The sequence below is a fragment of the Bacillus sp. FSL W8-1143 genome (genome assembly GCF_037965155.1).
Lineage (GTDB): Bacteria > Bacillota > Bacilli > Bacillales > Bacillaceae > Bacillus > Bacillus pumilus.
Map to the genome: position 1 here is coordinate 1,597,000 of NZ_CP150182.1, position 19,044 is coordinate 1,616,043.

Below are 19,044 nucleotides of genomic sequence, written 5' to 3' on the forward strand. Positions count from 1 at the left end.
CACGTTGGATGTAAACCAATACTTAGATATCTTTTTAGATGAAAGCAGAGAACACTTACAAACTTGTAATGAAAAACTTCTTGATTTAGAAAAGAACCCAACCGACTTGCAGCTAGTGAATGATATATTCAGAGCGGCTCACACATTGAAAGGCATGAGTGCAACGATGGGCTACGCTGATATGGCTCAGCTAACACATCATTTAGAAAACATGTTTGATGCCATTCGAAATGAACAAATGATTGTCACACCTGAGTCAATGGACACAATGTTTGAAGCACTTGATCACCTTGAAGCAATGGTTCAATCAATTGCAGAAGGCGGAGATGGGAAACGCGATGTCACAGAGATTAGTAAAAAGCTAGATGTGACAGGAAGCCATGCTGAGGCAGCTCCTAGTGTTGAAACAGCGGCTGTATCAGCGGCTGCTGCTAATGACTTAGACTACAACGAATTTGAACGAACAGTGCTTGATGAAGCGAGGGAACAAGGCTTTAAATGCTATGAACTCAATGTAACATTAAGTGACGCATGCCTATTAAAAGCCGTTCGTGTCTATATGATCTTTGAAAGACTGAACGAAGCAGGCGAGGTCGTCAAAACAGTTCCAAATGCAGAACTTTTAGAATCAGAAGATTTCGAATCTGAATTCAGTATTTCTTATTTATCTAAACAACCGATGGACGAAGTGAAAAAAATCGTGATGACGATCTCAGAAGTTGAACAAGTTGAGATTTCGGAAGTTTCTGCATTTGAAGAAGCGACTCCAGCTGAAAAACAAGAAGCAAAACCTGAACAGAAAAAAGAAGAAGTCTCCGTGCCTGCTGCGAAAGCACCAGCAAACGATGCACCAAAAGCAAATGGCAATAACGGTTCAGCTGCAGGAGGAACAAAAACGATTCGTGTCAACATCGATCGTCTAGACTCTCTTATGAATCTATTTGAAGAACTGGTGATTGACAGAGGCCGTTTAGAACAGATTGCCAAAGAGCTTGAAAATAACGAACTCACTGATACGGTCGAAAGAATGACACGTATTTCAGGCGATCTGCAATCGATCATCCTGAACATGAGAATGGTACCTGTAGAAACGGTGTTTAACAGGTTCCCGCGTATGATCCGTCAATTGACGAAAGAGCTCAATAAAAAAATTGAACTGATCATTGAAGGTGCTGATACTGAGCTTGATCGAACAGTCATCGACGAGATTGGAGATCCGCTCCTACACTTACTTAGAAACAGTCTAGATCACGGAATTGAATCGCCAGAAGAACGTGTGAAAAAAGGCAAGCCAGAAAAAGGTACCGTTCTATTAAAGGCGTATCATAGCGGAAACCATGTCTTCATTGAAGTAGAAGATGATGGCGGCGGAATTAACCGTAAGAAAGTGCTTGAAAAAGCATTAGAGCGCGGGGTTATTACAGAAAGAGAAGCGGAAACCATTGAAGATCATCAAATTGATTCATTGATCTTTGCAGCAGGATTCTCTACAGCTGATGAGATATCTGACATCTCAGGCCGCGGTGTAGGTCTTGACGTCGTGAAAAACAAGCTGGAATCACTAGGCGGATCTGTAAGCATCAACTCAACAGAAGGACAGGGCTCACTATTCTCGATCCAGCTTCCGCTTACATTATCGATTATTTCTGTACTTCTTGTAAAACTGGAAGAGGAAACATTTGCGATTCCGATTTCTTCTATTATTGAAACGGCTGTCATTAAGAAAAGCGACATCCTTCAAACGCATGATCGCGAAGTAATTGATTTCCGCGGATTTATCGTACCGGTCGTGTACTTGAAGAAACAATTCCACGTACCAAATGCGAATGAATTAGAGGAAGAACTGCACATCATCGTTGTTCGTAAAGGAGATAAGCTGACAGCATTTGTGGTCGATTCATTTATTGGTCAGCAAGAGGTTGTATTGAAATCACTAGGAGATTACCTGCCAAACGTGTTTGCGATCTCAGGCGCAACAATCCTAGGCGACGGTCAAGTTGCACTCATCGTTGACTGTAATGCACTGATCAAGTAAAAAACAATAGAGGAGCGGTCTGAAATGAGTACAGATATCAAAACTGGCGAAAAGATGATTGTGTTTATCGTAAACAAAAAAGAATACGCCATTTCAGTATCAGAAGTAAAGTCCATTGAAAAATGGCAGCAGCCGACAAGAGTCCCTGGCGTTGCCCCTTATATATGCGGTGTTATTAATCTGCGCGGTGTCGTGACGCCTGTCATCGATCTTAGAGTGAGACTTGGATCAAGTGACAACGAAATTACAGATGAAACAAGAATGATTATTGTACAAGTTGGTGACATTGAAGTCGGCTGGATTGTTGATGAAGCGAATGATGTCATTACAGTCCATCAAGAAGAAGTAGAATCTTCTCCTGAGTCAGCTGAAAAAGAAGGACAATCATGGGTAACAGGTATCATTAAGCATGATCAGCGTCTATTTAATATCATTCACCCTGGTGCTGTCCTCGACAAGAGCGTTCAAGATGCACCTGTTCATTAAGGAGGATGTGAAATGAGCATTTTCAATGAAATAAAAGATGAACAGCTGGATGTATTAAGAGAGGTTGGGAATATTGGAGCAGGCCACGCCGCGTCTGCTCTTGCCAGCCTTTTGGATCGCAAAATAGATATGGCTGTTCCGTTTGTCAAGGTTCTCTCGTTTGAAGAATTAATGGATTTCTTTGGCGGTGCAGACCTCCCAGTTGCAAGCATTTTCCTGCGAATGGAAGGAGATTTATCTGGCTCTATCTTTTTCATTATGCCCTTTGAGCAAGCTGAGCAATTTGTAAGAGAGCTTGTACGAGATCCAGCATTTGATATTGATACCATTCACGAGCATGTGATGGGGACGTCAGCACTACACGAGCTGGGAAATATTTTAGCAGGCTCTTATTTATCAGCCCTTGCCGATTTAACAAAATTGCAGCTTCACCCAAGTGTTCCAGATGTTACGCTCGATATGTTCGGGGCTGTCATTAGCGAAGGGTTAATGCAATTCAGTCCTCTAGGTGATCAGGCAATTGTGATTGATACATCAATTTTTGATGATCAAAATAAGCAAGAGCTGAAAGGGAATATGTTTCTATTACCAGACTTTGAATCGTTTGAAAAACTATTCAAAGCATTAGGTAACCTTTAATGAACGTTCAGATTCCGGCAGTTGTAAAGGTTGGTATAGCGGATGTTCAGCTTGTGAAAACACCGGACCGCATTCGGACATCCGGACTTGGTTCTTGTGTAGGGCTTGTTCTGTTTGATCAAGAAAAAAAACTGGCAGGTCTTGTCCATGTCATGCTTCCAGACTCATCCCTTGCAAAAGGGGCAGTGGAGAACTTGGCTAAATATGCAGATACAGGTGTCAAGCATACAATTGATCTGCTCCTTAAAGAAGGAGCGCGCAAACATGCGCTAAAGGCAAAACTTGCTGGTGGCGCAGAAATGTTTAAGTTTAAGTCAACCAATGATCTGATGAGAATTGGACCTAGAAACGTATCAGCTGTTAAAGAACATCTGTCTCTTTATCGCATCCCGATCATTAGTGAGGATACGGGCGGGAACAATGGCCGTACGATTGAATTTGATCCGCTTACGACAGAGCTTGAGATCCGCACTGTGAAGCAAGGCACTATGAAGATATAACTAAGGAAGTATAGGGGGAGAAAGATGCAATCCTTAAATTACGAAGATCAGGCGCTATGGGCTAGATGGAAAGAGTGGAAGGACCCAGCTGCTGGAGATGATCTTATGCGCCGCTATATGCCGCTCGTCACATATCATGTTGGAAGAATTTCCATCGGTCTCCCGAAGTCAGTGCATAAAGAAGACTTGATCAGTCTAGGGATGCTCGGTTTATATGATGCCCTTGAAAAATTCGACCCCGGAAGAGATCTGAAGTTTGATACATATGCATCCTTCAGAATCCGCGGGGCCATCATCGACGGTCTTCGTAAAGAGGACTGGCTGCCTCGTACATCAAGAGAAAAAACAAAAAAAGTAGAAGCGGCTATTGAAAAGCTTGAACAACGCTATTTACGAAATGTGACGCCGACAGAAGTGGCAGAGGAACTTGGCATGAGTGAACAGGATGTTGTCACAACAATGAATGAAGGTTTCTTTGCAAATCTGCTTTCAATCGACGAGAAGCTGCATGATCAAGAAGACGGTGAAAACGTCCAAGTCATGATTCGCGACGAGAAAACTGTGACACCTGAAGAGAAGATGCTGAAAGATGAATTAATAGAACAGCTTGCTGAAAAAATGACCGAGCTATCTGAAAAAGAAAAGCTCGTGATCAGTCTTTTCTATAAAGAGGAACTGACGTTAACGGAAATCGGTCACGTGCTCAATTTATCGACCTCACGCATTTCGCAAATTCATTCAAAGGCATTGTTCAAGCTTAAGCATCTGCTTGATAAAGCCATTCAATCTTAAAGAGTTAGTGAGTGAAAAAATATGTTATGGCTGATTAGCTTCATGCTTCATGCTGCACTTATTTATTTTGTGATCATTTTATATACGAGAATGAATTCGCTGAAGGCAACTGAACAAAAGCAGCGAGAACTTCTAGAAGAAACGGAAAATACCCTGGCTGCATTTTTGATGGAAGTCAAAGAAGAGAATGACAAACTATCAAAAGTGGCAGCCGCTTCCCCTGATTTTTCTGCTGAAGAGCTGAAAACAGATTTTCAGACACCAAAGCAGCCACAAACACCAATTGAATCCCAGCAATCGGTAGAAAGTGAAGATCCAGTACCAGAGCACTTGTCGGCTCTCCTTAGCGAAGTCGAAGTGCAGGAAGAGAAGGTAAACGAACCCGTTCCACATCTTGAATCAGACGCTTTTGCGTCTTCTGAAAGTGAAGTAGAAGAAACATTCGAGGACCAAGTGAAGACCTTATATGACCAAGGGCATTCGCTAGAAGAAATAGCGAAAGAACTGAAAACGGGCAAGACAGAAATCGAGCTTTTATTAAAATTTAGCGGAAAGCTGTAAAGGATTCTTGATTGTCAGTCCATCATGTGTTATATTATTTCTTGGTGTTAAATACACACGCTTAATGATTCATATGAAGGTGCTGCCGTGGCGCAGTTTTATGTGAACATGACTTGAGCGGAGGAAAAAAAACCATTATATTAGGAGGCAACAACATGTCAGTTATTTCTATGAAACAATTGCTAGAAGCTGGTGTTCACTTCGGTCACCAAACGCGCCGCTGGAACCCAAAAATGAAGCGTTACATCTTTACAGAGCGTAACGGTATCTACATCATCGATCTTCAAAAAACGGTGAAAAAAGTAGAGGAAGCTTACAACTTCACGAAAAACCTTGCTGCTGACGGAGGAAAAATCCTTTTCGTTGGTACGAAAAAGCAAGCACAAGATTCAGTGAAAGAAGAAGCAATCCGTTCTGGTATGTTCTATGTGAACCAACGCTGGCTTGGTGGAACTTTAACAAACTTTGAAACAATCCAAAAACGTATCAAACGTTTAAAAGATATTGAAAAAATGCAAGAAAACGGTACATTCGATGTTCTTCCTAAGAAAGAAGTCGTTCAACTGAAAAAAGAATTAGAACGTCTTGAAAAATTCCTAGGCGGAATCAAAGACATGAAAGGTCTTCCGGATGCACTTTTCATTATCGACCCTCGTAAAGAGCGTATTGCAGTTGCAGAAGCTCGTAAATTGAATATCCCAATCATCGGTATCGTTGACACAAACTGTGATCCAGACGAAATTGATGTTGTGATCCCTGCAAACGATGATGCAATCCGTGCTGTAAAACTTCTAACTGCTAAAATGGCAGATGCGATTCTTGAGTCTAAACAAGGCGAAGAAGAAGCTGTTGTAGAAGAAACGACAGAAACTGAAACAACAACTGCGTAACCTATTCAAAAGGTGATAAGAGGGAAATGCCTTTTATCACCTTTTTTTCACCTAGTAATCCGTGTTTTAACATAGAAGGAGGAAATGTAAAATGGCTATTACTGCTCAATTAGTTAAAGAACTGCGTCAAAAAACTGGTGCAGGTATGATGGACTGTAAAAAAGCGTTAACAGAAACTGATGGTGACATCGACAAAGCAATCGATCTTCTAAGAGAAAAAGGAATTGCAAAAGCTGCGAAAAAAGCAGACCGTATTGCTGCAGAAGGATTAACTCTTATCAAAACTGACGGCAACACAGGCGTGATCCTAGAAGTGAACTCTGAGACTGATTTCGTTTCGAAAAACGAAGGGTTCCAATCACTTCTTAACGAACTTGCTGATCATTTGCTTGCTGCTAAACCTGCAACAATTGAAGAAGCTCATGCTTCTAAAATGGAAAACGGTTCAACAGTTGAAGAGCATATCACATCTGCGATTGCGAAAATCGGAGAGAAAATCACTCTACGTCGTTTCTCTGTTATCACGAAAGAAGATAACGCAGCATTCGGTTCTTACTTACACATGGGCGGACGCATCGGTGTGTTAGCTGTTCTTAACGGAACAACTGACGAAGAGCTTGCAAGAGACATCGCAATGCACGTTGCTGCTGTAAACCCTAAATACATTTCTCGTGACCAAGTGTCAGAAGAAGAAGCAAACCGTGAGCGCGAAGTATTAACGCAGCAAGCGCTTCAAGAAGGAAAACCTGAAAACATCGTAGCTAAAATGGTAGAAGGCCGTCTAAACAAATTCTTCGAAGAAATTTGCTTACTTGACCAAGCTTTCGTTAAAAACCCAGATGAAAAAGTGAAACAAGTAGTAGCTGCGAAAAACGCAAGCGTTCAAACTTATGTTCGCTATGAAGTGGGCGAAGGCATCGAGAAGCGTCAAGACAACTTTGCTGAAGAAGTTATGAGCCAAGTGAAAAAATAATGTTTGAAAAGCTCTCTGGGGCTTTTTTAGGGAGCACAAGCACTGTGTTCCCTATTTTTTAGAGGATATTGATTTACAAAAGGCAGTTTCTTACGCATAATAAGAGACGGTATAGTTTACACTTGGAGGTTATCATGAGCAAACCGAAATATAATCGCATTGTACTGAAGCTAAGTGGCGAAGCACTAGCAGGTGATGCTGGAAATGGAATTAACCCAACTGTCATTCATTCAATTGCAAAGCAAGTAAAAGAAATTGCAGAGCTAGATGTTGAGGTTGCAGTTGTTGTAGGCGGAGGAAACCTTTGGCGCGGTAAGACAGGTAGTGACTTAGGAATGGACCGTGCAACAGCAGACTACATGGGCATGCTGGCAACAGTGATGAATTCACTCGCGCTACAAGACAGCCTAGAAACGCTTGGCATTCAGTCTAGGGTACAAACCTCTATCGAAATGAGACAGGTTGCAGAACCATACATAAGAAGAAAAGCGATCCGTCATCTTGAGAAGAAACGTGTCGTAATTTTTGCTGCAGGTACTGGTAACCCTTATTTCTCTACAGATACAACGGCAGCACTTCGTGCAGCAGAAATTGAAGCAGATGTCATTTTAATGGCGAAAAATAATGTAGACGGTGTCTACAGTGCTGATCCTCGTACAGATGCGGATGCAGTAAAATATGACAAGCTTTCATATCTTGATGTGCTAAAAGAAGGGCTTGCAGTAATGGATTCTACTGCGTCCTCATTATGTATGGACAATGACATTCCATTAATCGTATTCTCTATTATGGAAGAAGGAAATATTAAACGTGCCGTAAATGGCGAATCAATTGGAACGATTGTGAGGGGGAAATAACGTGTCAAAAGAAGTATTGAACCAAACGAAAGAAAAAATGGAAAAAGCCGTTCAAGCATACGGACGTGAACTTGCAACTGTTCGTGCGGGCAGAGCAAATGCTTCATTGCTTGATAAAGTGACGGTTGATTATTACGGTGCACAAACACCACTTAACCAAATCGCGTCAATCACAGTGCCAGAAGCACGTATGCTGATTATCACACCTTATGATAAAACAGCTATCGGTGATATCGAAAAATCGATCCAAAAGTCTGATCTTGGCATCACGCCAACAAGTGACGGAAATGTGATCCGTATTGCGATTCCTGCACTAACAGAAGAAAGACGTAAAGAGCTTGTGAAAGTGGTAAGAAAATATTCAGAAGAAGCAAAAGTAGCTGTTCGTAATGTTCGTCGTGATGCAAACGATGAGTTGAAAAAGCTCGAGAAAAATGGTGAGATCACTGAAGATGAATTAAGATCATCAACAGAGGATGTTCAAAAATTGACAGATGAATATGTCGCTAAAATTGATGACGTGACGAAAGATAAAGAAAAAGAAATCATGGAAGTTTAAGAAAAAACTATGTACAATAGATAATAGTGAAAAGACCCTCTTCATGTTTACAGGGGGTTTTTTTGTTAATACTGTTGGTGACTATATTATTTAGCGGAAACGCAACCTTTTTGGGTGATGGAGGAATCTCATGCTCAATATACTCAAAAATTGGAAGAATCAGCAAACTGCAGCTTCCAACTTAGAAAGTCTGACAAAAGAAGACATATTAAATGGAGAAATTCCTGAACATATCGCCATTATCATGGATGGGAACGGAAGATGGGCAAAAAAACGTGCTCTTCCGCGGGTAGCAGGACATCATGAAGGAATGAAAGTCGTCAAGCGCATGACAAAGCTTGCAAATGAGCTGAATGTCAAAGTGCTGACTTTGTATGCTTTCTCTACAGAAAATTGGAAGCGTCCAAAACTAGAAGTAGACTTTTTAATGAAACTTCCTGAAGAATTTTTAAACATCTACCTGCCCGAGCTCATCGAGGAAAATGTCCGTGTTCGCTTAACAGGTGATCCAGACGGCCTCCCGCAGCATACGAAAAGAGCGGTGGAGAACGCAGTAAAGAGTACGACGAATAACGACGGGCTCATTTTGAATTTTGCGCTCAACTATGGAGGGCGCACAGAAATCGTCTCCGCATGCAGACAAATTTCTGAAAAAGTCAAAGAAGGTAAGCTTCAAGCAGAAGACATCACAGAAGAGATGTTTTCAGCTTATTTAATGACAGAATCTCTTCAAGATCCGGATTTGCTTATTCGCACAAGTGGAGAAATTAGATTAAGCAACTTCATGCTTTGGCAAATTGCGTACAGCGAATTTGTCTTTACGGATGTGCTTTGGCCTGACTTTTCTGATGAGCATCTTATAGGCGCTATCGGAGAATACCAGCGCCGCGGCCGGAGGTTCGGTGGAATTTAGAGGGTGGTGCAGATGAAACAAAGAATTTTGACGGGTGTTTTGGCAGCTGCAGTCTTTTTACTTGCAGTTATATATGGACAGATGCCATTTACCCTGCTGATTTACTTAATGGGAAGTGTCGCTCTCTTTGAGCTTCTAAGAATGAAAAAGATATCGATTTTTAGCTTTCCTGGTATTGTCAGCTTAATATTACTTTGGCTTTTAATGGGCGGAGAGAACAGCTTCTTCCCGAACGTAGACGCATCAAAAATGCAGATTGCTTTATTTGCAGTCTTAATTCTTTTAACTTATACAGTGTTGAGCAAAAACTCTTTCACATTCGATGAGGTTGCTTTTGTAATATTAGCGACATTATATATTGGCGTCAGTTTCTATTATTTTATTCAAATTAGAGGCTTATATGGCATGAGTGCGATCTTCTTCGCAGCAGTGATTATTTGGTCCACTGACTCAGGTGCCTATTTTATTGGGAAATCGATGGGGAAACGAAAGCTCTGGCCAGAGATCAGCCCAAACAAAACAGTAGAAGGATTTATCGGCGGAATCGTCACAGCGGTCGTGTTGTCATTTGTGTTTCAGGCGGTTACAGGATTTTTGCCATCATATCTGCTCGTTATGTTTATTACGCTTTTGCTCAGTATCTTTGGACAGCTTGGCGACCTTGTGGAATCTGCTTTAAAGCGTCATTATCACGTGAAGGATTCAGGGACAATTCTCCCTGGACATGGCGGGATTTTGGACAGGTTTGACAGCTTTTTATTCGTTCTGCCGTTTTTATATTTATTGCTTGCAACGTTTGCCAGCTAACCTCATAGAAACTTATTGAACGAGAGAAGGAGTGGCAATTTGAGATATATTTCGCTATTAGGCGCAACAGGATCAATTGGAGAACAAACATTAGATGTGATGAGGCAGCACCCAGACAAATTTAAGCTAAAAGCCATGACGTTTGGCCGAAATGTAGACAAGGCCATACCAATCATTGAACAGTTTCAGCCTGAATTTGTCGGTTGCTTAAGTGAAGAGGCCTATCACACGCTAAAAGGTCATTCATTTGAATACGATGTCAAAATGGCTGCTGGTGATGAAGCCAACATCGAAGCAGCGACCTATGATGCAGTGGACGTTGTGGTCAATGCCCTTGTCGGAAGTGTCGGGCTTGTTCCAACATTAAAGGCCATTGAACAAAAAAAGACGATTGCACTCGCAAATAAGGAAACACTTGTGACAGCTGGTCATATAGTAAAAGAGTACGCGAAAAGATATGATGTACCTTTACTTCCTGTCGATAGTGAGCATTCCGCTATTTTTCAATGCCTGCAAGGTGAACAAGCTAAAAACATTGAACGCTTAATCGTGACAGCCTCAGGTGGTAGTTTCCGAGATAAAAAACGAACTGAACTTGAAGGTGTTACGGTTGAAGAAGCGCTGAACCACCCAAACTGGTCGATGGGAGCGAAAATTACCATTGATTCAGCGACGATGATGAATAAAGGGCTCGAGGTGATTGAGGCACATTGGTTGTTTGATATACCGTATGAACAAATTGATGTGCTGTTACATAAAGAGAGCATTATCCATTCGATGGTGGAATTTCACGACAAAAGCGTCATGGCTCAGTTAGGGACACCTGACATGAGAGTGCCCATTCAATATGCACTCACATACCCTGACAGGGCGCCATTACCAGAAGCAAAATCATTGAACCTTTGGGAGATTGGACAATTGAATTTCCAAAAAGCGGATTTTGACAGGTATCGCTGCTTACATTTTGCTTATGAATCAGGTAAAATAGGAGGGACAATGCCTGCTGTGCTCAATGCAGCAAATGAAATGGCAGTCGATGCATTTCTGAAAGGCAAAGTAACATTCCTGCAAATTGAAGAATTGATTGAAAAGGCACTAAACAGACATCATGTGATTTCAACGCCTAGTTTGCAAGATATCCATGAAGTGGACAAAGATACACGAGACTTTGTTCAATCAATCCTCACATAAGGTGGTATGTTCGTGAATACAGTGATTGCGTTTATTATTATTTTTGGAACGCTCGTTTTTTTCCACGAGCTTGGCCATTTAATTATGGCGCAGCGAGCGGGGATTTTATGCCGTGAGTTCGCAATTGGTTTTGGGCCGAAGATTTTCTCCTTTAAACGAAAAGAAACCGTTTATACCATTAGACTTCTCCCTATTGGCGGATTTGTTAAAATGGCAGGAGAGGACCCTGAAGTCATTGAAATTAAACCAGGTCATACAGTGGGGCTCTTATTCAATGAGCAAAATGAAGTAGAAAAAATCATTTTAAATGATAAAGAAAAATATCCTGATGCACTTGTCATCGAAGTTGAGCAGATTGATTTAGATCATGCCATGAGAATCTCAGGATATGAAGCTGGAAATGAAGATATTTTGACTGGCTACAATGTAAGTCAAACAAGCTTTTATATTGCAGATGGTGAAGAGATTCAAATCGCACCGTACAATCGTCAATTTGGATCAAAAACGGTATGGCAGCGTATTAAAGCGATCGCAGCTGGACCGATTATGAACTTTATCTTGGCGTATGTGATTTTAGTTGCTTTAGGGTTTATTCAAGGGGTCACCGTTGATGATCCTGTACTCGGCAAGCTGACGAAAGACGGCCGAGCGGCAGAAGCTGGACTCATGCAGGGAGACCACATCGTGTCCATTAACGGGGATAAAATGAATTCTTGGACAGACGTCGTTCAAACCGTTCAAAAGAACCCTGAGAAAAAAATGAATGTCGTCATTGACCGAGACGGCAAAGAAAGCACTGTGCAGGTTGTACCAGAAGCTGTGAAAGCAGACGGAAAAAACATTGGCCGTTTCGGATCTTATCCGCCAACGGAAAATGGATTTCTGAAGGTTATTTCATCCTCAGGAACGACTGTGATTTCAACAGCAGGTCTGATTTTAACGAACTTACAAAAGATTGTCACAGGGCAATTTTCACTAGATATGTTAGCAGGTCCTGTTGGGATCTATGACATGACAGGAGAAGTAGCTAAGCAAGGTGTGTTAACATTAATGCAGTTTGCGGCGTTCCTTAGTATTAACTTAGGTATCGTGAATTTATTGCCGATTCCTGCACTAGACGGAGGACGTTTACTATTCTTGTTTGTTGAAGCCATTCGCGGTAAACCAATTAATCGTGAGAAAGAAGCACTTGTTGTCTTTATCGGTGTTGCATTCCTCATGCTGTTAATGCTAGTGGTTACGTGGAATGACATCCAGCGATTATTTTTATAAAACCAATGTCTCTTGTTTCTCATTACGGGAAACAAGAGTTTTTGTGAGAAGTCCTATTTCATAAATGAGGTGTAACGACATGAGACAATCCCTGACTTTCATACCAACTCTTCGAGAGGTGCCAGCAGATGCTGAGGCAAAAAGTCACCAGCTCTTAGTAAGAGCTGGGTTCATTAGACAAAACACAAGCGGAATCTATCATTATCTGCCGCTTGCTCATAAAGTCATCCAGCATATTCAATCCATCGTTCGCAAGGAGATGGAAAAGGCGGGAGCAGCTGAGCTGTTAATGCCAGTGCTGCAGCAGGCAGAAATGTGGCAAGAGTCAGGAAGATGGTATACATACGGTCCAGAATTGATGCGTATGAAAGATCGTCATGGCCGTGAGTTTGCACTTGGCCCAACGCACGAAGAAGTGATTACATCACTTGTACGCAGCGAAGTGAAATCGTATAAGAAGCTTCCTTTAACTCTTTATCAAATTCAATCAAAATTCCGCGACGAACAGAGACCGCGTTTTGGGCTACTGCGCGGACGTGAATTTATTATGAAGGATGCGTACTCATTCCATTCTTCACCAGAAAGCCTTGATGACACTTACAACAAGATGTTTACAGCTTACTCCAATGTATTCTCAAAAGTAGGTCTTAATTTTAGACCAGTTATTGCAGATTCTGGTGCAATGGGAGGAAAAGATACACATGAGTTTATGGCACTGTCAGAAGTAGGAGAAGATACAATCGCATACTCTGATACATCTTCCTATGCTGCGAACATTGAAATGGCTGAAGCTGTATATCAAGGAGAAGAAGCAAATCCTGCGGACTTCAAAGAACTTGAAAAAGTCCATACACCGCAAGCAAAAACGATTCAAGACATCGCTGGATTTTTAGAAGTTGATCCTTCTCTTTGTATCAAGTCTGTTTTGTTTAAAGCAGATGATGCGTATGTTCTCATCCTGACGAGAGGCGACCATGAAGTAAATGATGTGAAAGTGAAAAACTTGGTAGGAGCACAGCTTGTAGAGCTTGCTACTCGCGAAGAAGTACTAGAAGTCATTGGAACAGAGCCTGGATTTGTTGGTCCAGTGAAGCTGGAAGCAGAAGTCGATATTTATGCAGACCTTGCGGTTAAAGGCATGACAAATGCTGTTGCAGGTGCAAACGAAGCGGATTATCACTATATCAATGTCAATCCTGCGCGTGATGTGTCAGTGAAAGAATTCACAGATCTCCGTTTGATCCAAGAAGGCGACGTTTCTCCAGATGGAGAAGGCACAATCCAGTTTGCTAAAGGGATTGAAGTAGGACAAGTCTTTAAACTAGGCACTCGTTATTCTGAGTCAATGGATGCGACGTACCTTGATGAGAATGGTCGAGCGCAGCCAATGATTATGGGCTGCTATGGTATCGGTATCTCTAGAACGCTTTCAGCGATTGTTGAACAGCATCACGATGAGAAAGGAATCATTTGGCCGGAAGCTGTTGCGCCATATGACCTTCATCTCCTTGCATTAAATATGAAAAACGATGCTCAAAAAGAGCTAGCTGAAACGTTATACGAGCGCTTAGAAGATGAGGGCTTTGACGTACTTTTCGATGACCGTCAGGAGCGAGCAGGCGTGAAATTTGCAGACAGTGATTTAATTGGGCTGCCAATTCGCATTAGCTGCGGAAAACGTTCAGAAGAAGGCATTGTTGAAGTGAAGTTTAGAAAATCAGGGGAATCACACGAAGTATCTGTTGATGAGCTGATTTCTTTTATACGCCAAGCATAAAAAACGAACAAAAAAATGAAGGTACCTCCTGTAGAAAAGAGGTACCTTTCTGATTGACAAAAGGAGGGTCCTGTCTTGGATGAACAATTACCGATCACACGGCGGCAATTTCATATATTACTCAATCAGATTCAAATGACAGATGATGACCTCAGTCGTTACTTTGAAGAAGGAGAAATCGTCAAATTGACGGTGCATAAGGCGGCGAAAACGTGGCATTTCCTTTTTAAATTTAAGGCGCTTTTGCCTTACAAGGTATATGCCATGTTTCTCAGCAGGCTGACAAATGCATTTTCTCATATTGCACAAGTCACTTGCACGATTGAAGTCAATGATTCGAGCATCTCTGAAGAGCTCGTTCAATCGTATTGGTCACATTGTGTGGAAGAGCTTCAAGGAATTTCTCCTCCAATTATCAGCTTGCTTCAGCAGCAAAAACCATCGCTGTCTGGACATAAAATCATCATCAAAACGAAAAGCGAAACAGAGGCTTTGGCCATCAAGAAGAAGTACAGTCCAATGCTCCAGGCTGCTTTTAAACAAGTAGGCTTTCCAGAATTGCAATTTGATACAGAAATTTTTGTATCAGATCAAGAGATTCAGAAGTTCAGAGAACAAAAGCTTGCTGAAGATCAAGAAAGAGCGATGCAAGCCCTCACTGAGATGGAGAAGAAGGAAAGTGAGGAGCAGGAGGAAGGTCCGTCTGGCCCTCTCATGATTGGCTATCAAATTAAAGACAATGAAGAAATTCGTACGCTTGATAGTATTATGGATGAGGAAAGAAGAATCACCGTCCAGGGCTACGTATTCGATGCAGAAACGCGTGAGCTGAAAAGCGGCAGAACGCTTTGTATCTTTAAAATTACAGATTATACAAACAGTATTTTAATTAAAATGTTTGCAAGAGAAAAAGAAGATGCCCAGCTGATGAAATCATTGAAAAAAGGCATGTGGGTCAAAGCAAGAGGAAGCATTCAAAACGATACGTTTGTTAGAGACCTTGTCATGATTGCCAATGACGTCAATGAAATGAAACCTCAGCTGAAAGAGGATACGGCACCTGAGGGTGAAAAGCGTGTCGAGCTTCATTTGCATTCCCCAATGAGTCAAATGGATGCTGTTACTGGCATCGGCAAGTTGGTGGAACAAGCAAAAAAATGGGGACATGAGGCGATTGCTCTGACGGATCATGCGGTTGTACAATCCTTCCCAGATGCGTATGCAGCAAGTAAAAAGCATGACATCAAAATGATGTATGGTGTGGAAATCAACTTGGTTGACGACGGAGTACCTATTGCCTATAATCCAGAGCACCGTTTGTTAGAGGATGCAACGTATGTTGTATTTGACGTAGAGACAACTGGACTTTCAGCTGTGTATGACACGATTATTGAGCTGGCAGCAGTGAAAATAAAGGGCGGAGAAATCATTGACCGTTTTGAGGCATTTGCAAATCCTCATCACCCACTATCAGCGACAACGATCGAATTAACAGGTATCACGGATGATATGGTCAGAGATGCTCCAGATGTCGTCGATGTCGTACGGGATTTCAAAGAATGGATTGGACAAGATATCCTTGTTGCGCACAATGCAAGCTTTGATATGGGCTTTTTAAATACAGCGTACAAACGCCTGTTAAAAACAGATAAAGCGTCAAACCCTGTGATTGATACACTGGAACTTGGCCGATTCCTTTACCCTGAATTTAAGAATCACCGGCTGAACACACTTTGTAAAAAGTTCGATATAGAACTGACGCAGCATCACCGGGCCATTTACGATGCAGAGGCGACAGGCTACCTCATGCTGAAAATGCTAAAAGATGCGGCTGAAAAGGATATTGCCTATCACGATCAATTGAATGAAAACATGGGTCAGTCTAATGCTTACCAGCGCTCACGTCCTTACCATGCCATTCTGATCGCACAAAATGAGACAGGGCTGAAAAATTTATTCAAGCTTGTTTCTCTTTCTCATATTCATTATTTCTACCGAGTGCCGCGCATTCCGCGCTCACAGCTTGAGAAATATCGAGAAGGTTTAATTATTGGGTCTGCCTGTGATAAGGGTGAAGTGTTTGAAGGAATGATGCAAAAATCACCTGATGAGGTGGAAGACATTGCAGCATTTTATGACTATTTAGAAGTTCATCCGCCAGAAGTGTATCAGCATCTGCTACAGCTGGAGCTTGTTCGAGATGAACGTGCGTTAAAAGAAATCATCACAAACATTGTGAAGCTTGGCGAAAAGCTGAATAAACCAGTCGTAGCAACCGGAAATGTGCATTATCTGCATCCAGAAGACAAAATTTATCGTAAAATCTTAATTTCATCACAAGGTGGAGCAAATCCGCTGAATCGTCATGAACTGCCAAAAGTTCATTTTAGAACGACAGATGAAATGCTTGAAGCATTCTCCTTTCTAGGAGAGGAAAAAGCGAAAGAGATCGTCGTGACGAATACGAAAAAAGTCTCTGAGATGGTCGAAAGCATTAAACCAATCAAAGATGACCTATACACACCAAAAATTGAAGGTGCAGATGAAGAAGTACGGGAAATGAGCTATCAAATGGCGCGCAGCATCTATGGAGATGATTTGCCGAAAATCGTAGAAGACCGTATTGAGAAAGAATTAAAAAGTATTATCGGGCATGGATTCGCCGTTATTTACTTAATCTCTCATAAGCTTGTAAAGAAATCACTTGATGACGGATATCTTGTTGGTTCAAGGGGATCTGTCGGCTCATCTCTTGTTGCAACTTTAACAGAGATTACCGAAGTGAACCCGCTTGCGCCGCATTATGTATGTCCAAGCTGTAAGCATTCCGAGTTCTTTAACGACGGATCTGTTGGTTCAGGCTTTGACCTTCCTGACAAGGACTGCCCGGAATGTGGCACGCCGTACAAAAAAGACGGACATGATATTCCGTTTGAAACGTTCTTAGGTTTTAAAGGAGACAAAGTCCCTGATATCGACTTGAACTTCTCAGGTGAATATCAGCCGATTGCCCATAACTATACGAAAGAGCTGTTCGGTGAAGAGTATGTATACCGAGCAGGTACGATTGGTACTGTTGCAGAAAAAACAGCATATGGTTACGTGAAAGGCTACGCTGGAGATCATAATCTTCATATGAGGGGCGCAGAAATCGACCGGCTTGTACAAGGCTGTACAGGGGTAAAACGGACAACGGGCCAGCATCCAGGCGGTATTATTGTAGTGCCGGATTATATGGACATTTACGATTTCTCACCTATTCAATTTCCAGCAGATGCGACAGGTTCTGATTGGAAAACGACGCATTTTGATTTCCACTCAATCCATGACAACTTGCTCAAACTTGATATACTAGGGCACGATGATCCTACGGTTATTCGTATGCTTCAGGATTTAAGCGGAATTGATCCAAAGACGATTCCAACAGATGATCCAGAAGTGATGAAAATTTTCCAAGGAACAGAGCCTCTTGGTGTAACAGAGGAGCAAATTGGCTGTAAAACAGGTACACTCGGTATTCCAGAGTTTGGGACAAGGTTTGTTCGGCAAATGCTTGAGGATACAAAACCAACAACCTTCTCAGAGCTCGTTCAGATCTCTGGTTTATCACACGGGACGGATGTATGGCTCGGGAATGCGCAAGAGCTCATTCACAATAAAACGTGTGAACTAAGTGAAGTGATTGGGTGCCGTGACGATATTATGGTCTATCTCATCTATCAGGGCTTAGAGCCATCACTTGCCTTTAAAATCATGGAGTCTGTTCGTAAAGGAAAAGGACTTCCCCCTGAATGGGAAGAAGAAATGAAGAATAATAATGTACCGAACTGGTATATTGATTCTTGTAAAAAGATCAAATACATGTTCCCTAAGGCCCACGCAGCTGCTTACGTATTAATGGCTGTACGGATTGCCTACTTTAAGGTGCATCATGCACTTTTATACTATGCGGCTTACTTTACCGTTCGTGCAGATGACTTTGATATTGAAACAATGACAAAAGGATCGAATGCGATTCGAGCGGTCATGGACGATATTAACTCAAAAGGTTTAGATGCTTCACCGAAAGAAAAGAACCTATTAACTGTACTAGAGCTTGCCCTTGAAATGTGTGAAAGAGGCTACCATTTCAAAAAAGTGGATCTCTATCGATCAAGTGCAACAGAGTTTATCATTGATGGAGATGGATTAATTCCGCCATTCAACTCAATCCCTGGACTCGGAACGAACGTTGCGTTAAATATTGTTCGCGCACGTCAAGATGGGGAATTCCTTTCAAAAGAGGATTTACAAAAACGCGGAAAAGTGTCGAAAACGATTCTAGAATATTTAGATCGTCAAGGCTGCTTAGAAGCACTTCCTGATCAAAACCAGCTTTCTTTGTTTTAATGCGATCAATGAAGAGCGCCCTTAAAGGGGCGTTTCTTTTTTATATATACAATAATATTATTATGTTAACTAATAAAGAATTTCCACCAAATGGAATCATTTTCTAATTCATTCATATACCTTGATTTAGCGTGATGTTTTAAAAGAAGAGATTGTATGTCATTCTTTCTACCCAAATAGAGCAAAAAAGAGAATTTCGCCGTCTGAAATGTTCTCAATCGACATATGATCATTCTGGGTACAGTCACAGAAAGAATCAAGAGAAAAAAACTTCGATGAGCGCAAAGCTGATTGCTGTTTACTATGCTTATTTTTGAAACATATTTGATTCTTTTCAAAGCTGTTCAAATCACGTTCTGAATCAAAGGAGGTGGCTTGTCTATTCATGTTTGACTAAATAGAA

Annotated in this window: 16 protein-coding genes; all 16 read left to right on the forward strand. The window is 41.6% G+C overall.

The window, feature by feature from the left end; all coding sequences use genetic code 11:
- The first annotated feature begins 4 nt into the window (after nt 1–4).
- The 16 genes from NSQ36_RS07950 (at nt 5) to NSQ36_RS08025 (ending at nt 18,641) form a co-directional block, all read left to right on the forward strand.
- The gene (locus NSQ36_RS07950; protein ID WP_212045863.1) at nt 5–2,035 is read left to right on the forward strand and encodes a chemotaxis protein CheA; all 2,031 of its coding nucleotides are present in this window, start codon (nt 5–7) and stop codon (nt 2,033–2,035) included.
- A gap of 24 nt (nt 2,036–2,059) precedes the next feature.
- The gene (locus NSQ36_RS07955) at nt 2,060–2,521 is read left to right on the forward strand and encodes a chemotaxis protein CheW (RefSeq protein ID WP_003211606.1); all 462 of its coding nucleotides are present in this window, start codon (nt 2,060–2,062) and stop codon (nt 2,519–2,521) included.
- Nucleotides 2,522–2,533: 12 nt separating this feature from the next.
- Entirely contained in the window at nt 2,534–3,160 is a 627-nt protein-coding gene (locus NSQ36_RS07960; RefSeq protein WP_003211405.1) for a chemotaxis protein CheC, read from the forward strand.
- Entirely contained in the window at nt 3,160–3,660 is a 501-nt protein-coding gene (locus NSQ36_RS07965; protein WP_034662325.1) for a chemotaxis protein CheD, read from the forward strand. Before NSQ36_RS07960 ends, NSQ36_RS07965 begins: the two co-directional genes overlap by 1 nt.
- Nucleotides 3,661–3,684: 24 nt before the next feature.
- Nucleotides 3,685–4,452 (forward strand): FliA/WhiG family RNA polymerase sigma factor, encoded by a 768-nt coding sequence (locus tag NSQ36_RS07970; RefSeq protein WP_012009976.1) that lies wholly within the window; start codon nt 3,685–3,687, stop codon nt 4,450–4,452.
- 21 nt (nt 4,453–4,473) lie between these two features.
- Nucleotides 4,474–5,013, forward strand: a complete 540-nt coding sequence (locus NSQ36_RS07975) for a Swarming motility protein SwrB (protein WP_050945035.1) — start codon at nt 4,474–4,476, stop codon at nt 5,011–5,013.
- 155 nt (nt 5,014–5,168) lie between these two features.
- Nucleotides 5,169–5,903: a 30S ribosomal protein S2 gene (gene rpsB / locus NSQ36_RS07980; protein ID WP_003212093.1), complete on the forward strand. Its 735-nt coding sequence runs from the start codon at nt 5,169–5,171 to the stop codon at nt 5,901–5,903.
- Between the two features lie 91 nt (nt 5,904–5,994).
- The gene (gene tsf, locus NSQ36_RS07985) at nt 5,995–6,876 is read left to right on the forward strand and encodes a translation elongation factor Ts (protein WP_003211584.1); all 882 of its coding nucleotides are present in this window, start codon (nt 5,995–5,997) and stop codon (nt 6,874–6,876) included.
- A gap of 134 nt (nt 6,877–7,010) precedes the next feature.
- A complete protein-coding gene (gene pyrH / locus NSQ36_RS07990; protein WP_003210919.1) occupies nt 7,011–7,733 on the forward strand; it encodes a UMP kinase in 723 nt (240 codons plus the stop codon).
- A 1-nt stretch (nt 7,734) separates the two neighbouring features.
- Nucleotides 7,735–8,292: a ribosome recycling factor gene (frr, locus tag NSQ36_RS07995; protein ID WP_003212469.1), complete on the forward strand. Its 558-nt coding sequence runs from the start codon at nt 7,735–7,737 to the stop codon at nt 8,290–8,292.
- A gap of 130 nt (nt 8,293–8,422) precedes the next feature.
- Nucleotides 8,423–9,205, forward strand: coding sequence for an isoprenyl transferase (locus tag NSQ36_RS08000; protein WP_003212321.1), 783 nt, complete (start codon nt 8,423–8,425; stop codon nt 9,203–9,205).
- Nucleotides 9,206–9,217: 12 nt separating this feature from the next.
- Entirely contained in the window at nt 9,218–10,012 is a 795-nt protein-coding gene (locus NSQ36_RS08005) for a phosphatidate cytidylyltransferase (protein ID WP_044141895.1), read from the forward strand.
- Nucleotides 10,013–10,051: 39 nt separating this feature from the next.
- On the forward strand, nt 10,052–11,203 hold the full coding sequence (gene dxr / locus NSQ36_RS08010) for a 1-deoxy-D-xylulose-5-phosphate reductoisomerase (protein WP_003211521.1): 1,152 nt from the start codon (nt 10,052–10,054) through the stop codon (nt 11,201–11,203).
- Between the two features lie 6 nt (nt 11,204–11,209).
- Nucleotides 11,210–12,475, forward strand: coding sequence for an RIP metalloprotease RseP (gene rseP / locus NSQ36_RS08015; protein WP_106055909.1), 1,266 nt, complete (start codon nt 11,210–11,212; stop codon nt 12,473–12,475).
- Nucleotides 12,476–12,554: 79 nt separating this feature from the next.
- A complete protein-coding gene (locus NSQ36_RS08020; protein WP_050945032.1) occupies nt 12,555–14,252 on the forward strand; it encodes a proline--tRNA ligase in 1,698 nt (565 codons plus the stop codon).
- A 135-nt stretch (nt 14,253–14,387) separates the two neighbouring features.
- Nucleotides 14,388–18,641: a PolC-type DNA polymerase III gene (locus NSQ36_RS08025; protein ID WP_233421743.1), complete on the forward strand. Its 4,254-nt coding sequence runs from the start codon at nt 14,388–14,390 to the stop codon at nt 18,639–18,641.
- Nucleotides 18,642–19,044: the final 403 nt, after the last annotated feature.

Coding starts and splice junctions, on each gene's coding strand:
- NSQ36_RS07955 (WP_003211606.1), top strand. CDS start 2,060: ATGAGTACAGATATCAAAACTGGCGAAAAGATGATTGTGTTTATCGTA.
- NSQ36_RS07960 (WP_003211405.1), top strand. CDS start 2,534: ATGAGCATTTTCAATGAAATAAAAGATGAACAGCTGGATGTATTAAGA.
- NSQ36_RS07965 (WP_034662325.1), top strand. CDS start 3,160: ATGAACGTTCAGATTCCGGCAGTTGTAAAGGTTGGTATAGCGGATGTT.
- NSQ36_RS07970 (WP_012009976.1), top strand. CDS start 3,685: ATGCAATCCTTAAATTACGAAGATCAGGCGCTATGGGCTAGATGGAAA.
- NSQ36_RS07975 (WP_050945035.1), top strand. CDS start 4,474: ATGTTATGGCTGATTAGCTTCATGCTTCATGCTGCACTTATTTATTTT.
- rpsB (WP_003212093.1), top strand. CDS start 5,169: ATGTCAGTTATTTCTATGAAACAATTGCTAGAAGCTGGTGTTCACTTC.
- tsf (WP_003211584.1), top strand. CDS start 5,995: ATGGCTATTACTGCTCAATTAGTTAAAGAACTGCGTCAAAAAACTGGT.
- pyrH (WP_003210919.1), top strand. CDS start 7,011: ATGAGCAAACCGAAATATAATCGCATTGTACTGAAGCTAAGTGGCGAA.
- NSQ36_RS08000 (WP_003212321.1), top strand. CDS start 8,423: ATGCTCAATATACTCAAAAATTGGAAGAATCAGCAAACTGCAGCTTCC.
- NSQ36_RS08005 (WP_044141895.1), top strand. CDS start 9,218: ATGAAACAAAGAATTTTGACGGGTGTTTTGGCAGCTGCAGTCTTTTTA.
- rseP (WP_106055909.1), top strand. CDS start 11,210: ATGTTCGTGAATACAGTGATTGCGTTTATTATTATTTTTGGAACGCTC.
- NSQ36_RS08020 (WP_050945032.1), top strand. CDS start 12,555: ATGAGACAATCCCTGACTTTCATACCAACTCTTCGAGAGGTGCCAGCA.
- NSQ36_RS08025 (WP_233421743.1), top strand. CDS start 14,388: ATGACAGATGATGACCTCAGTCGTTACTTTGAAGAAGGAGAAATCGTC.